The organism is Streptomyces sp. E-08, from assembly GCF_049913095.1.
Taxonomy (GTDB): Bacteria; Actinomycetota; Actinomycetes; order Streptomycetales; family Streptomycetaceae; genus Streptomyces.
The window spans coordinates 8,123,980-8,138,428 of record NZ_CP183971.1; the positions used below are offsets into that span (position 1 = coordinate 8,123,980).

Consider the following 14,449-nt stretch of genomic DNA (forward strand, 5'->3'; position numbering starts at 1 on the left):
CGTCCGGAGCGACAGAGAAGGGGAGCTCACACCATGAGCGGCGGCACCGTCACCACGGTCAGCAGCAACGGCACGTACTCGTTCACCAAACCCAACAGGGAGGGCATCACCCTCCTCGCCGGGCTCGGCGTCGAGGGCGACGTCCACGCGGGCGTGACGGTGAAGCACCGCTCCCGCGTCGCCCAGGATCCCACCCAGCCCAATCTGCGGCAGGTCCACCTCATCCACGCCGAGCTCTTCGACGACGTCGCCGGCGCGGGCTTCGAAGTCGCCCCCGGCGATCTCGGCGAGAACGTCACGACCCGGGGGATCGACCTGCTCGCCCTGCCCACCGGCACCCTCCTGCACCTCGGTGCGCAGGCCGTCGTCGAGGTCACCGGCCTGCGCAACCCCTGCGCGCAGATCGACGACTTCCGGCACGGACTGCTGAAGCAGGTCGTCGGCCGCGACGAGAAGGGCGAGGTCGTGCGCAAGGCGGGCATCATGGGCGTCGTGCTCACCGGCGGGGAGGTGCGGCCCGGAGACCCGATCCGGGCCGAACTCCCGGCCGGGCCGCACCGCCCGCTGGAACGGGTCTGAGCCGCCTCGGAGCTGTAGCCCCGGCGATCCCGCTCATCCCTCCAGGGCGCAGGAGTTGACCACGTCACCGCTCGCGGGACGCGCGACCGTCCGGTCCGAGGGCGGCGCCGTGCCCTCCTCGACCCAGCGCGTCAGGGCGTCGAACGCGGAGCGGTAGCACGGCAGGATCGGCCGCAGCTTGTCCGGGTACGTGTCGTACAGGCCGTCCGTGTGCGTCCCGTCCTGCACCGTGTAGTAGCGGTGCAGGGCGCCCCGGCCCCGCCCGTCGATCATCCGCGCGTACACGTCGGAGTCCGTGGTGACCGGCAGCAGGGTGTCGAGGTCGCCGTGAAGCGTGATGAGCGGCTTGCCGATCCGCCCGGTGAGCGCCACCTTCGCGACCGCGCGGTGTACGGACGCCGGCCGCGAGGCGTAGTCGTAGGAGGCGTCCGAGGCGCAGGGCGCGAAGATCTGCTCCACCGTCCCGCCGGCCGTGGAGCCGGGGCAGGCCGGGTCGTACGCGGGGTCGAACTCGGCCCGGAAGAGCTTCTGCGTCAGGCCCCAGTAGGCCTTCTCGTGGTACGGCCAGAGGAACCGCGAATCGGGTGCGAAGCCCGCCGCGATCAGGTCCTCGTCGGTGGCGAGACCCTGGGTCCTGGCCACCGTCACCGGCAGGCTCGTCAGGAGGTTCGGGCCGCGTGTCGTCCACAGCACGCCCTCCCAGTCGACCCCGCCGTCGTACAGCTCCGGCCGGTTCTCCAGCTGCCAGCGCGTGAGGTAGCCCGCGTTGGAGATGCCCGTCATGTACGTGTGCTCCGGCGCCTTGCCGTAGCGCTGCCGCACGACCTTCTTCGCGGCCCGCGTCAGCTCGGTCACCCGGCGGTTCCACTCGGCGACCGCGTCGCCCGGCTTCCGCCCGTCGGTGAAGAAGTCCGGGCCGGTGTTGCCCTTGTCGGTCGCGGCGTAGGCGAAGCCCCGGGCGAGCACCTGGTCGGAGATCAGCGCGTCCGTGGAGTACTGGCGGCGGCTGCCGGGGGACCCGGTGACGACGAGCCCGCCGTTCCAGTGGTCGGGCAGCCGGATGACGAACTGCGCGTCATGGGCCCAGCCGTGGGTGGCGTTGAGACGGGAGTCGTCGGGGAAGGCACCGTCGATCTGGACGCCGGGCACCCCCGAGGGGTTGCGGGTCCCCTTCGCGGCGAGCCCCGCCTGGTCCGCCATGTCGGTGTACGGCGTGCCGGCGAGCCCGGCGGTCGTCAGGTCGTCCAGACAGGCGGACTGGTGACGTTCGGCACCTGGCACGTGGACACGGTCCTGGCGCGCGCAGTGCGCGGCGGCCGGCGCGTCGGCCCCGGCAGGGCTCGCGGGACCGAGGACGGTGACCCCGGTGGCGAGCGCGGCGAGCAGGGAGACGCCTGGGATCAGGCGCATGGTGAGCCTCCGGTGGGACGACGGAAAGGGGGGTGCGGCGCCACATCGTGCGACGCGCCACCACCGCCGGACCATGGTGTGGAACCACACCACGGGCCGTCGTCCTATGTCGTCCCAGGGGGATCGGAGGCGGGCGGCGGGACCGGCGGAGGTCCTCAGGAGAGGCCTTGGAAGGCCTTCAGGAGGGCCGTACCGCCATCGCGTCGAGCGCTTCGAGGAGGGCGGGCAGCCTGGGGCCCCGCTTCACGGGCAGCACCTCGCGCGGCATCTCGTCGAGGAGGACGAACGCCATGTCGTCGGTCCTGGCCACGAGCGACCAGCCGGGACCGTCCGCGCGCAGCATCCCGGAGGCCGAGCGCACCCGCCCCACCGGCGGGGGCTCCTCCAGATAGCCGCGCAGCTCGTGCAGGACCCTCTGGACGCCGGTGTACGAGGCGGGGGCGTCGTCATCGGAGGAGGCCGGCGCCTCCGAAGTGCCGGACGTCGCCGGGCCAGCCGCCGTCGAAGGGCTCGCCACCACGGGGCCCGCGCCCTGCGACGGGCGAGCTGCCGCCGGGCCCGCGTCACCGCCCTCGTCGGCCACCCGGGCTCGCCAGGCCTCCCACTGGAGCGCCACCTCGTCGGCGCCCAGTCGGCGCTGGGCCGGGCCCCACTCCCCGCCGGAGGGCGGGGCCAGGGGCGCGGGATCGCCTTCCTCCGGTTCCGGGTCGTGCGGGGCCGGGACGCCCGGCGCGACCGTCGCCACGGGCAGCGGCCAGCCCGGCAGCCCGGCCACCACCGAGCGCTCGTCCGGGGAGAGGTCGTAGGCCATGCCGCAGTCCCAGGAGGAGATCGCCACCGCGACGAGCGACACGTCGTCGACGACGACCGTCCAGCGGGCTCCGTTCCCGTCCTGGCCGAACACGAGCCCGTACCCCTCGGCGTACGGCTGCAGTCCCAGCGCGGCACAGGCCGCCGGATAGTCGTCACCGAGCACGCTCGGGAAGCGCTCGGGCGTCAGGAGCGCCGCGGTCAGTACAAACAGCGCGTCGGCGTCGGCCTCGGCGGTCGGGTCCGTCCCGGTCACGGCATCCTCCCCATCTGGTCGTCGGCGCACCTTAACCAGTGGGTAACCCGCGCGTCGAGAGTCTCCGCCGGGGGAAAACGCCTCCTCGGGGCGCCTCCGTCACGTGTCGGCGGCCCGCCGGGTCGCCGGCTGGTCCCGCAGTCCGAGCAGCGAGCGGGCCACGGTGCTCGGGGACTGGTCGCGTTCCCGGGCGAGGGTGATCAGCGCCCGGCAGGCCAGCTCGTTCACGCCGAAGGAGAGCATGCCGGGGGAGACCCGGCTCGCCGCCTCCTCCGCCCGCGCGGGGTCGTCCTCGGCGCAGGCCGCCACGTACTCGGCGGCCGCCTCGAAGAGGTTGTGCCCCTGCCGGGGGCGCGGTGGCGCCGACGCGGCGGCCCCGGGCGCCTTCCGGCTGGAGGGGAGGAGTCTGCGCAGTCTTTCCGGAACTCGTGCCACGGCCCGCCGCCTTTCCCGGGCACGACTGCCCGGCAAGTCCACGGTAGACAGTGAAGTGCCGGTAAAGAAGGGTGCGTTGGCATCCGTGGTGGGCGTGTGGGGGCGCGTGGTGACGTGCCAGGCGTGATCAGTCGGTGAGCGGAGACGGATCGGTGCGCAGAAGCGGGAGGTTCTTCTCGACGGTCTTGTTCCAGGAACCGTCGCTGACCATCCGCGCCGGCGCCGCCTGGACCCGCGCGCGCAGGGCACCGCCCTTCCGCAGGCCGATGCCGCAGCGCTCCTCGGTGACGCGGAAGCCCGCGAGGATCCCGCGCCCGCCGCGAACCGCCCTCGTGCTGAAGCGGCCGGTCACGCTCCGGTCGACGCCGCCGAAGCCCCGGACCGCCGTCGAGGGGCCCGGGGCCTCGGAGGGGCCGCGCCCTCACCCCTCGCGTACGGCGAGGGCCAGATAGCGGGTGTCCTCGTCGACGTAGCTGACGAGCCGCCAGCCGGCCTCGGCGAGCAGGGGGCGAAGCCGGGGCTCGGCGCGCAGGTCGTCCGGTGTGATCTGCCGACCGTGACGGGCCGCGAGGGCGGCCCGTCCGATCGGGTGGAACAGCGCGAGGCGGCCCCCGGGCCGTACCACTCGGGCGAGTTCCCGCAGACCGTCGACGGGTTCCGCGAGGTGTGAGATCAGCCCGGCCCCGAAGACGGCGTCGAGGGCGCCGTCGCGCACCGGCAGCCGGCCGACGTCGGCGAGCAGCAGCGTCCCGCCGGTCTCACCGCCACGTCCCGCGCCGAGGGCCTGCTCGATCATCTCGGGCGTGAGATCGGCCCCGAGCACGGTGCCAGAGGGGCCGACGGCGGCACGGAGCGGCGGGAGCGCACGGCCGGTGCCGCAGCCGGCGTCGAGCACGGCGTCGCCGGGGCGCAGGCCGAGGTCGCCCACGGCCGCGGCGTACGCGGGGCCGTCGTCGGGGAACCGGCTGTCCCAGTCGGCGGCGCGGGTGCCGAAGAACTCTCGTACGTGTGTGGGGTCATCGCTCATGAACTCATGATCGCGCACGAACCCGCACACGATTCCTCACACGGAGGGGTGAACCTTCTGTGTCCACGTTCGAGTCCGGCGTGATCGTTCGGGATCATCTCTCTGTCATATTCCAGCAGCTTTCGAAATGCGCCCCCGATGCGCCCCCCGATGCGCACTAGCGTCCCTGAGCCATGGGACACCTGGACCACGCCACCTTCGGCTGGCTGACACCCGTGCTGTCGTACGCGATGGCCTGCATCGGCGCCGCCCTCGGGCTGCGCTGCACCGTACGAGCCCTCGACGCGACCGGCCGGTCGCGTCGCAACTGGCTGATCACCGCCGCCTCCGCGATCGGCACCGGCATCTGGACGATGCACTTCGTCGCGATGCTCGGATTCGGCGTGAGAGGCACCGACATCCGGTACGACGTTCCCCTCACCCTCCTCAGCCTCGTCGGTGCGATGGCCGTCGTCGGCATCGGCGTCTTCGCGGTCGGCTACGGACGCGACCGGGTCCGCTCGCTCCTGATCGGCGGACTGACCACGGGCATCGGCGTGGCGTGCATGCACTACCTGGGCATGGCCGCCCTCCGGCTCCACGGCCAGGTGCGGTACGACCCACTGCTCGTCGGACTCTCCGTGCTGATCGCCGTCGTCGCCGCCACGGCCGCGCTCTGGGCGGCGCTCAACATCCACCGGCCCGCGGCCGTGGCCGTCGCCTCGCTCGTGATGGGCGCGGCCGTCAGCAGCATGCACTACACCGGCATGTTCGCCGTGCGGGTCGAGGTCGTCCCCTCCGGCGCCGCCCTCCCGGGAGCGTCGCTCATGCAGTTCATCTTCCCGCTCGCCGTCGGCCTCGGTTCGTACCTCTTCATCACCTCGGCCTTCGTCGCGCTGTCCCCGACAGCCAGGGAACGCGCCGCGTACGCCTCCGCCGGACGCCTGACCGAACCCGACGAGCGCGCCGTCGACGTCGCACCCCCCGGCTTCCGGGCCACGGAAGCGCCCCGCACGTCCCTGACCTGACCCCTGACGGACGACCCACCGCACCAGAGACAGACGCAGCCGGAACGAGGAGGCCATGCGAACTCCCCGCAAGACCAAGGGCGCCGAGGCGGCCACGCCGCAACCGGCGGCCTCGCGCGGGCGGCGCGCACACGCGGGCCCGCCCGCCGACGAGCCGGGGGAGCGGACCCCCGAGGCGTTCCCGACCACGGGCCGCGCGGGTACCTCGGCGCCGGGCATGGGCACGGCCGCCCATGACCCTGCGGGGTCCGCTGGGGCGCGCGTGCCCGACGCGCACGGTGTCCGCCCCGCGTTCCAGGGACTGCGCCCGCGCACGGTCCGCGCCAAGATCGTCTCGCTCCTGATGGTCCCGGTCGTGTCGCTCCTCGCCCTCTGGGGCTTCGCCACCGTCACCACCGCGCAGGACGTCGCCAGGCTCCGCCAGCTCCAGCGCGTCGACGCCGAGATCCGCGAGCCCGTGACGGCGGCCCTCGCCGCCCTCCAGGCCGAACGGCGCTCCGCCGTACGGCAGGTCGCGGCGCCCGGAGCCACCCGGGCCGGCGAGCTGAAGGACCGGATCCGGCGGACGGACGAGGCCGTCGACCGGCTCCGCCTGGACGGTTCGCACACCGTCGGCGACAGCGGAGACCTGCCCGGCGACGTGGGCGGCCGGGTGAGCGCCTTCGTCGGCAAGGTCGAGGGCCTCGCCCGACTCCGTACCGCCGCGGTCGACGGGCGCGCCGACTGGGACCAGGTCTACGCGGAGTACACGGACACCATCTCCGCCGCCTTCGCCGTCGCCGGCGCCCTCACCGGCATCCAGGACGCCGAGCAGGGGTCCGCCGCGCGCGTGCTCCTCGAATTCGGCCGGGCCGGCGAGATGCTGTCCCGGGAGGACGCCCTCCTCACCTCCGCCCACCTCACCGGCCGGCTCACCGCGGACCGCCTCCGGGACTTCTCCGGGGCCGTCGAGACCCGCCGCGTCCTCCTCGCCTCGGCCACCGCGGACCTGCCCGCCGCCGGACGCGCCGCCTGGGCCCGGCTCTCCGCCGGCGGAGACCACGCCCGCCTCACCCGGGACGAGGACAGCGTCAGCTCCGCGCCCCCGGGCCGCCCCGCCGCCCAGGCGGTCACCTCCGCCGAGTGGGACGACACCCTCGCCGCCGTACGCGGTGGACTGACCGCGATCGAGACCGACGCGCGCGGTGCGGCCGCCGACCGCACCGACCCCTTCGCCGGCGGCGCACTCACCGCGGGTGGCGCGGCGGTCGTACTCGGCCTCGTGGCCGTCGCCGCCTCGCTCGTCATCTCGGTACGCATCGGACGCGGCCTCGTCGTCGAGCTCGTCAGCCTCCGCAACACCGCCCTCGGCATCGCACGCCGCAAACTCCCCGCGGCCATGCGCCGGCTCCGCGCGGGCGAGGAGATCGACGTCCGGACCGAGGCCCCGCCCGGGCCCGTCTCCCAGGACGAGATCGGCCAGGTCGGCGAGGCCCTCACCACCGTCCACCGAGCGGCGCTCTCCGCCGCCGTCGAACGCGCCGAACTCGCCAGCGGGATCTCCGGGGTCTTCGTCAACCTCGCCCGCCGCAGCCAGGTCCTCGTCCACCGGCAGCTCAACCTCCTGGACAGCATGGAGCGGCGTGCCGACGACCCCAACGAACTCGGAGACCTCTTCCGGCTCGACCACCTCACCACCCGCATGCGGCGCCACGCCGAGAGCCTGATCATCCTCTCCGGAGCAGCGCCCGGCCGCGCCTGGCGCATGCCCGTCCCCCTCACCAACGTCGTCCGCGCCGCCGTCTCCGAGATCGAGGACTACGCGCGCGTGGAGGTACGCCGGCTTCCCGAGACGGCCGTCGTGGGCGGAGCCGTCGCCGACCTCACCCACCTCCTCGCCGAACTCATCGAGAACGCCACCCAGTTCTCCCCGCCCCACACCAAGGTGCGGGTCAGCGGCGAACCCGTCGGCAACGGCTACGCCCTGGAGATCGAGGACCGTGGGCTCGGCATGGGCAAGGAGACCCTCGCCGAGGCGAACGCCCGCATCGCGCAGTCCGAGGCCCTCGACCTCTTCGACAGCGACCGGCTCGGCCTGTTCGTGGTCAGCCGCCTCTCTTCGCGCCACGACATCAAGGTCCACCTGCGGACCTCCCCGTACGGCGGCACGACCGCCGTCGTCCTGCTCCCGACCGACGTGCTGCAGGGCGCGCTGCCACCCGGCCGCGGAACGGCCCCGGGCGGCGTCGACACGCCACGCGAGGGAACCCCGCGGGTGGGGGACCCCCGTACGCGCGCGGCGGCCGGTTCGGGCAGCGCCGGCGGGAACGGCGGGGCACCGCACTCCGCCGGCGAGCGGGCGGCGCGGGAGCGGGAGGAGGCGCACCGCGCCGAGGCCCGCCGTTTCGGCCGGCCCCAGGTCCCACAGCCCGCACCCCAGGTCGGCCCAGGCGTCGTGACGGGCCCGGCGCTCCCGGGGAATCCGGGCCAGCCAGGTGTGTCGGGTGTGTCGGGTGTGTTCGGTGCGCCGGCGCACCGGGCCGCTCCGCAGTCGCCGACGGAAGCGCGGCCCGGGAACCAGCCCCGGCCGACGGACGGAGCGCGGCCCCCGGTCCCGCCCCAGTCCCCGCCGCCCGCCCGCCCGGAGTCGCCCGCCGGCCCGCAGTCGCTCACGCGGCCGACCGTCGTGCCCGCAATCGCCGCCCGGCCGGAGCCCGTAACCCGGCCGGAGCCCGTAACCGGGCCGGAGCCCGTAACCGGGCCGGAGCCCGTAACCGGGCCGGAGCCCGTAACCGGGCCGGGTGCCGGACCCGCACCCACGCCCGCCGGGGTCACCGAACTGCGTCGCCGAGGTCTCTCCGTACCGACGCCGCCGGGGCAGCAGCCGCCTGCCGCACCCGCCGACCGGGCGGGCTCCGGCGGCCCCGGTCGCCAGGGTGGACCCGCGGGATCCGACGTACCCCCCGGTCACGGCGAGGCCGAAGCCGAGGCCGCGACCGAACTGCCCCGCCGCATACGGCAGGCGAGCCTCGTCCCACAGCTGCGCGAGGCACCGGCTCCGACGCCGGTGACCGTACCGGCCGCGCCCGGCACGGCGGACGCGCGAACCCCGGAGCAGGTCCGGGACCGCATGGCGGCGTACCGGGACGGCTGGCAGCGGGGCGGCGGCGCAGCCCCAGGAACCAGGCGACCCCTCGGCGCGGGCTTCGGCACAGGCCCGGCCCACGACCCCGGCCACGGCACCGCCCCTCTCGACCCTCGCTCCGAAGGAGACGACGCATGATCGACCACGAGCGGATCTCGCACCACCGGTCCGGCGAACTGGACTGGCTCCTCGACGACCTCGTCATGCGCGTCCGCGAGGTCCGCCACACCGTGGTGCTCTCGAACGACGGACTCGCCGTGGGCGCCTCCAGCGGGCTCAGCCGTGAGGACGCCGAGCACCTGGCCGCCATCGCCTCCGGTTTCCACAGCCTCGCCAAGGGCGCCGGACGTCAGTTCCACACCGGCGGGGTCCACCAGACGATGGTCGAGATGGACGACGGCTTCCTCTTCGTCGCCGCTGCGGGCGACGGCTCCTGCCTCGCCGTCCTCAGCTCCGCCGGCGCGGACATCGGGCTCATCGCCTACGAGATGGCCCGACTCGTGAAGCGCGTCGGCGAGCACCTCCACACCCCGCCGCGGCTCACGGTGACCCCGCCGGCCGCCGGCTGACCCGGAGAGAACCATGGACGACGACAGCAGCGGCGACGGCCCGTCCGTACCGGGCAGTCAGTGGTACGACGCGGAGGCCGGACCGCTCGTGCGTCCGTACGCGATGACCGGAGGACGGACCAAGCCGGGGCCCAGCAACGTACGGTTCGACCTCATCGCCCTCGTCGTCGTGGACGACGAGCCGCCCGGACCCGGCGAGGAGGCGCTCCTCGGCCCCGAGCACCGGTCCCTGCTCACGCTGTGCCGGGCCGAGACCCAGTCGGTGGCCGAACTCGCCGCCGACGCCGACCTGCCGGTCGGCGTCGTCCGGGTCCTCCTCGGTGACCTCCTCGAATCGGGCTTCGTGCGCGTCAGCCGGCCCGTTCCGCCCGCACAGCTCCCTGACGAAAGAATCCTGAGGGAAGTAATCGATGGCCTACGAGCGCTCTGAGAGCAGCGGCGCCGGCGACGACGCGGACACCTCCGCCCTCGCCCTGAAGATCCTGGTCGCCGGCGGGTTCGGGGTGGGCAAGACCACCCTCGTCGGCGCGGTCAGCGAGATCCGGCCCCTGCGGACGGAGGAACAGCTCAGCAGGGCGGGCGAACTGGTCGACGACACCGGGGGCGTCGACCAGAAGACCACCACGACCGTCGCCATGGACTTCGGACGCATCACGATCCGCTCCGGGCTCTCCCTCTACCTCTTCGGCACGCCCGGGCAGGACCGCTTCTGGTTCCTCTGGGACGAGCTGTCCCAGGGCGCCCTGGGGGCCGTCGTCCTCGCCGACACCCGCCGCCTGGAGGACTGTTTCCCGGCGGTCGACTACTTCGAGCACCGGAAGATCCCGTTCGTGGTAGCGGTCAACTGCTTCACGGGCGCGCGTACGTACGGGGCTCACGACGTGTCCCGGGCGCTCGACCTGGACCGCGGCACGCCCGTCGTGCTGTGCGACGCGCGGGACCGCGATTCGGGGAAGGAGGTGCTGATCCGCCTGGTCGAGTACGCCGGGCGCATGCACACCGCCCGGCTCCTGGACTCGGTCGGCTGAGGGGCGGCCGGGGGCGGGAGGCGGCGCGGCCGGGACCGGAGACGGTGCGCCCGGGCCGGAGGCGGCGGTTTCGGGGTCCAGCCGGTGACGAGGAGTCTCCCGAGGCGGCGCGGCCGGGGTCTCAGTCGGCGACGCCCGTTTCGGCGATCACCTTCTCGATCCTTACCCGGACGAGGAGTTCGCCTGGGACCGCGTTGCGTTCCCCGAACTCCTCCGCCCGGTCCGCGCCCATGTAACGGCCGCCGATCCTGGCCGCCCAGTGCCGCAACTCGGCAGGTTCCTCGCTGATTTCGGCGCGGCCGCGCAGCGAGACGTAGGCGAAGGGCGGGGTGTCGTCGTCGACGCACAGGGACACCCGGCCGTCGCGGGCGAGGTTGCGGCCCTTCACCGTGCCCTTGCCCGTGTTGAACACCAAGTCGTCGCCGTCGAGCAGGAACCAGACCGGTACGACATGCGGACTGCCGTCGTCGCGCACGGTCGCCAGTTTGCCCGTACGGGTCCCTTCGGACACGAAGGCCCGCCACTGATCCTCAGTCATCTTCGCCATGGCCCCATCCTGCGGCACGCGCGGGCATGGTGCAGTGCTTGCCCTGTCCACGACAGTGCGTAAGGCTTGCGGCGATACGCGGACCACGACGGTACGGACCACGACGGGCCTGCGGACCGCAGGGGTCCGGGCCGAGGGGACGCACCGGCTAGGGGGAGGACCACTGATGGCATTGGACAAGGGACTGGACTGGCTCCTGGACGACCTGACCCAGCGGGTCGGATACATACGGCACGCCCTGGTGCTGTCGAACGACGGCCTGGTGACGGGCGCGAGCAGCGGACTCGTCCGTGAGGACGCCGAGCACCTCGCCGCGGTCTCCTCAGGGCTGCACAGCCTGGCACGGGGCTCCGGCCGGCACTTCAGGGCCGGCCGGGCACGGCAGACGATGGTGGAGTTCGACGACGCGCTGCTCTTCGTGACGGCGGCGGGTGAAGGAAGCTGCCTGTGCGTCCTGAGCGCGGCGGAGGCGGACGTCGGCCAGGTGGCGTACGAGATGACCCTGCTGGTCAACCGGGTCGGCGAACACCTGGGCGTGGAGGCACGACAGCCCGGGATCCCGGGCGGTGGCGTGCTCTGACGCCGCTGCCGGCCGGGACGGTTGTCCACAGGCCGTTGTCCACAGGTCGTGCGGGTGTCGTCACTCTGCGTTACGTTCTTCTTCGTGGGTCCGAGAGGCCCGCGAGCCGAGAAGAACACGGACACAGGGGGAGGGCCTCGGCATGGCGGTGGACGAAGGAGCGCGCACGGTGACACCGGGGAGGGCCGCGCAGGAGCTGGAACTGAGGCGTGACGAGTTCCGGCTCGCGGTCCAGCTCGGCCTGGTGAGGACGGTGCCGGCCGGTGAGGGGGAGCGACGGCGGATCGATCGGGTCGAGCGGACCGAGATCGACCGTCTCAGGGCCGCCCCGGACTTTCCGGCCGGGCTGCGCGAGCGGGTGCGCGCGGTCGGGACGGGGGAGGCGGCCGCCCTCCTCGGGATCACCGCTGACCGGTTCGCCCGGCTGGCCAGGACGGGACACCTGAGCCCGGTGCGGTTCTCGCTCAACCGCTACCGGATGGTGGTGTGGATGTATCTGGCGCAGGAGGTCGTCGAGTTCGGCCTCACCTGTCCGGCCCTCCTCACCGGGCGGCTGCCTCAGGAGCTCCGCGAGCGTCTCGCCGCGCACGTGGACCTGCGGCCCAGGAACTGGCGGGCGCGGCGGCTCGGCCTGCTGCTCCGGGCCACCGAGGATCCGTGGGCGAGGGCCGCCGCCATCGCTTCCCTGCTGGACCCGGTCCAGCTCGCCGAGGTCGTCGACGATCCGTACGAGCGCACGCACCTGGCCCGGCTGGGGCCGCCACCCCCGCCCGGGATGCCGGTGTCGCCGGTCGCGCGCGAGATCGCCGAACGGCTGGCGCTGGCCGACGACCCGGACGAGATCCTCTGGCACCGCCTGAGCCTGGCCCTGGCCCTGGACGAGGCCCGCGCGGAGCGCCAGGCACCTCATCCCGGTGAGGTGCGTGGGACGGGATTCGGTGCGGATGTGCCTGTGGTGTCGGCGAGGCGTTCGGCGCCGCCGGACGTGCCGATGGGTGGCGTACGGGAGCCGGATCCGGCCGGCGAGGTGCGGGTCCCGCCCGGACTGGTGCGGGTGCTCGCCGCCCCGGCGGCGGTTCCTGCCGAACCGGCGGTGGTTCACGCAGCTCCGGTGGCCGTTCCCGCGGGCGCGGTGGCGGTGAGGGTGCGCGGCAGGCTCCTGGATCGTTTCCGTCGCAGGAAGGTCACGGGCGCGGCGCGTCCCCGGCGACCGAAGCGCCCCGCGGGCTGGCCCTGACGTGCGGGCCTGGCGTGCAGCCCTGACGTGCGGACCTTACGTGCGGACCTTACGTGCGGGTCTGATGTGTGGACCTTACGTGCGGGCCTGACGTGCGGGCCTGGCGTGCAGCTCTGACGTGCGGGTCTGACGTCCGGGCCTGGCGTGCGCCTCTGGCATGCGGCCCTGATGTGCGCCTCTGAGGTGCGGACGAGTGGACGTGCAACGTGCGGTCGGAGCGGGGTGTGGGGAGGATGGGCCCATGCTGCTGGCGCGTGTGGCGGAAGTGTCCCGGGAGGTCGCCGCCGTCTCCGCGCGCTCGCGGAAGATCGCCCTGTTGGCCGGGCTGTTCGCCGAGGCCGGACCGGAGGAGAGCCCGCTCGTCATCGCCTATCTCTCCGGACGGCTGCCGCAGGGGCGGATCGGGGTCGGGTGGAGCATCCTCAAGGAGGTCGTCCCGCCGGCTGTTCCGCCCGCAGGACGCCCCGCCCTCACGCTCGGGCGGGTCGACGAGGCGATGGCGCAGCTCGCCGCCGTGTCCGGCGCCGGAGCCCGTGCCGAGCGGACTCGGCTCGTCCATGAGCTGCTGGCCGCCGCCACCCGCGACGAACAGGAGCTGCTGCTGCGGTTGCTGGCGGGGGAGGTGCGCCAGGGGGCTCTCGACGCCGTCGCCCTGGAGGGGGTCGCCCGGGCCGCGGGAGTGCCGGCCGGTGAACTCCGGCGGGCCGTGATGCTGGAGGGCTCGCTCCCTCCGGTCGCCCAAGCCGTACTGGCCGACGGAGCCGACGCACTTGACCGGTTCACCCTGCGGGTCGGCAGTCCCGTGCAGCCCATGCTCGCGCACACGGCGGCCTCCGTCGCCGAGGCCGTCGCGGCCCTGGGGGCCTGCGCCGTCGAGGAGAAGCTCGACGGGATCCGCGTACAGGTGCACCGGCGCGGCGACGACGTCCGGGCGTACACCCGCTCGCTGGACGACATCACCGACCGCCTTCCCGAGGTGGTGGCGACCGTGCGTGCCGTCGCGGCCGACGCGTTCATCCTGGACGGCGAGATGATCGCCCTCGACCCCGGAACGGGGCGGCCCGTGTCGTTCCAGTCGATCGCCGGCCGGGTCGGCTCCCGTGCCGACGTGGCCGGTGCGCGGGCCGCCCTGCCTCTCACGGCGGTGTTCTTCGACGTTCTTGCAGTGGAGGGGGAGGGCTTGATCGACCGGGCGGGCCCGGAGCGGCACGCCGTCCTCGCGCGTCTGCTGCCGGAGTCCCAGCGGGTCCGTCGGACCGTCGTCACCGATCCGGCCGACCCCGCACAGACCGAGGCCGCCGAGCGGTTCTACGCGGACACCCTGGCCCGGGGCCACGAGGGCGTGCTCGTCAAGGCGCTGGATGCGCCCTACGCGGCCGGTCGCAGGGGCCGCAGCTGGCTGAAGGTGAAGCCCGTTCACACGGTCGACCTGGTCGTGCTCGCCGTGGAACGAGGCCACGGCCGCAGAACCGGGCTGCTCTCCAACCTCCACCTCGGCGCGCGGACCGCCGACGGAGGCTTCGTCATGCTCGGCAAGACGTTCAAGGGGCTCACGGACGAGATGCTGCGCTGGCAGACGGAGCGGCTCGGTGAACTCGCGGTGTCGGACGACGGGTTCACCGTGCGCGTACGGCCCGAACTCGTCGTGGAGATCGCGTACGACGGGCTGCAGGCGTCGACGCGCTACCCGGCGGGTGTCACGCTCCGCTTCGCCCGGGTCGTACGGCACCGGCCCGACAAGAGCGCCTCGGAGGCCGACACCGTCGAGCGGATCACCGAAGGCCGCTGACCACCGTCGAAGGATCTCGCGGGGCAGCCTCACGAGAGGGATGCTGGAGAC

At 73.8% G+C, this 14,449-nt stretch carries 15 protein-coding genes; 9 read left to right on the top strand and 6 right to left on the bottom strand.

Going from position 1 to position 14,449, the window contains the following annotated elements:
• Positions 1–33 precede the first annotated feature (33 nt).
• The gene (locus tag ACN9MM_RS37075; protein WP_426368177.1) at positions 34–579 is read left to right on the top strand and encodes an MOSC domain-containing protein; all 546 of its coding nucleotides are present in this window, start codon (positions 34–36) and stop codon (positions 577–579) included.
• Positions 580–612: 33 nt separating this feature from the next.
• Here the strand turns inward: ACN9MM_RS37075 and ACN9MM_RS37080 are convergent, their stop codons facing one another.
• From ACN9MM_RS37080 to ACN9MM_RS37100, 5 genes are all read right to left on the bottom strand, one after another.
• Positions 613–1,989, bottom strand: coding sequence for a tannase/feruloyl esterase family alpha/beta hydrolase (locus ACN9MM_RS37080; RefSeq protein WP_426368178.1), 1,377 nt, complete (start codon positions 1,987–1,989; stop codon positions 613–615).
• A gap of 178 nt (positions 1,990–2,167) precedes the next feature.
• Positions 2,168–3,055, bottom strand: coding sequence for a hypothetical protein (locus ACN9MM_RS37085; RefSeq protein ID WP_426368179.1), 888 nt, complete (start codon positions 3,053–3,055; stop codon positions 2,168–2,170).
• Positions 3,056–3,154: 99 nt separating this feature from the next.
• Positions 3,155–3,490, bottom strand: coding sequence for a hypothetical protein (locus ACN9MM_RS37090; RefSeq protein ID WP_426368180.1), 336 nt, complete (start codon positions 3,488–3,490; stop codon positions 3,155–3,157).
• Positions 3,491–3,617: 127 nt separating this feature from the next.
• Positions 3,618–3,842: a hypothetical protein gene (locus tag ACN9MM_RS37095; protein ID WP_426368182.1), complete on the bottom strand. Its 225-nt coding sequence runs from the start codon at positions 3,840–3,842 to the stop codon at positions 3,618–3,620.
• A 69-nt stretch (positions 3,843–3,911) separates the two neighbouring features.
• Complete coding sequence (locus ACN9MM_RS37100; RefSeq protein ID WP_426368183.1) at positions 3,912–4,517, bottom strand: class I SAM-dependent methyltransferase; 606 nt, start codon at positions 4,515–4,517, stop codon at positions 3,912–3,914.
• Between the two features lie 173 nt (positions 4,518–4,690).
• On the opposite strand from ACN9MM_RS37100, the gene ACN9MM_RS37105 reads away from it, so the two are divergent.
• Genes ACN9MM_RS37105 through ACN9MM_RS37125 form a run of 5 tightly spaced genes read left to right on the top strand, consistent with a single transcriptional unit; the run spans position 4,691 to position 10,245 of the window.
• A complete protein-coding gene (locus ACN9MM_RS37105) occupies positions 4,691–5,524 on the top strand; it encodes an MHYT domain-containing protein (protein ID WP_426368185.1) in 834 nt (277 codons plus the stop codon).
• A 55-nt stretch (positions 5,525–5,579) separates the two neighbouring features.
• A complete protein-coding gene (locus ACN9MM_RS37110) occupies positions 5,580–8,786 on the top strand; it encodes a nitrate- and nitrite sensing domain-containing protein (RefSeq protein ID WP_426368186.1) in 3,207 nt (1,068 codons plus the stop codon).
• Entirely contained in the window at positions 8,783–9,217 is a 435-nt protein-coding gene (locus tag ACN9MM_RS37115) for a roadblock/LC7 domain-containing protein (protein ID WP_426368187.1), read from the top strand. The genes ACN9MM_RS37110 and ACN9MM_RS37115 overlap by 4 nt, the downstream gene beginning before the upstream one ends.
• A gap of 13 nt (positions 9,218–9,230) precedes the next feature.
• A complete protein-coding gene (locus ACN9MM_RS37120; RefSeq protein ID WP_426368188.1) occupies positions 9,231–9,647 on the top strand; it encodes a DUF742 domain-containing protein in 417 nt (138 codons plus the stop codon).
• Complete coding sequence (locus ACN9MM_RS37125) at positions 9,628–10,245, top strand: GTP-binding protein (protein ID WP_383787911.1); 618 nt, start codon at positions 9,628–9,630, stop codon at positions 10,243–10,245. The genes ACN9MM_RS37120 and ACN9MM_RS37125 overlap by 20 nt, the downstream gene beginning before the upstream one ends.
• Positions 10,246–10,366: 121 nt before the next feature.
• Here ACN9MM_RS37125 and ACN9MM_RS37130 read toward each other — a convergent pair whose 3' ends face one another.
• On the bottom strand, positions 10,367–10,792 hold the full coding sequence (locus ACN9MM_RS37130; protein WP_426368189.1) for a PPOX class F420-dependent oxidoreductase: 426 nt from the start codon (positions 10,790–10,792) through the stop codon (positions 10,367–10,369).
• A 166-nt stretch (positions 10,793–10,958) separates the two neighbouring features.
• On the opposite strand from ACN9MM_RS37130, the gene ACN9MM_RS37135 reads away from it, so the two are divergent.
• The 3 genes from ACN9MM_RS37135 (at position 10,959) to ACN9MM_RS37145 (ending at position 14,398) form a co-directional block, all read left to right on the top strand.
• A complete protein-coding gene (locus tag ACN9MM_RS37135) occupies positions 10,959–11,372 on the top strand; it encodes a roadblock/LC7 domain-containing protein (RefSeq protein WP_189801137.1) in 414 nt (137 codons plus the stop codon).
• A gap of 142 nt (positions 11,373–11,514) precedes the next feature.
• Complete coding sequence (locus ACN9MM_RS37140; protein ID WP_426368190.1) at positions 11,515–12,609, top strand: DUF6397 family protein; 1,095 nt, start codon at positions 11,515–11,517, stop codon at positions 12,607–12,609.
• A 241-nt stretch (positions 12,610–12,850) separates the two neighbouring features.
• Positions 12,851–14,398, top strand: a complete 1,548-nt coding sequence (locus ACN9MM_RS37145; RefSeq protein ID WP_426368191.1) for an ATP-dependent DNA ligase — start codon at positions 12,851–12,853, stop codon at positions 14,396–14,398.
• Positions 14,399–14,449: the final 51 nt, after the last annotated feature.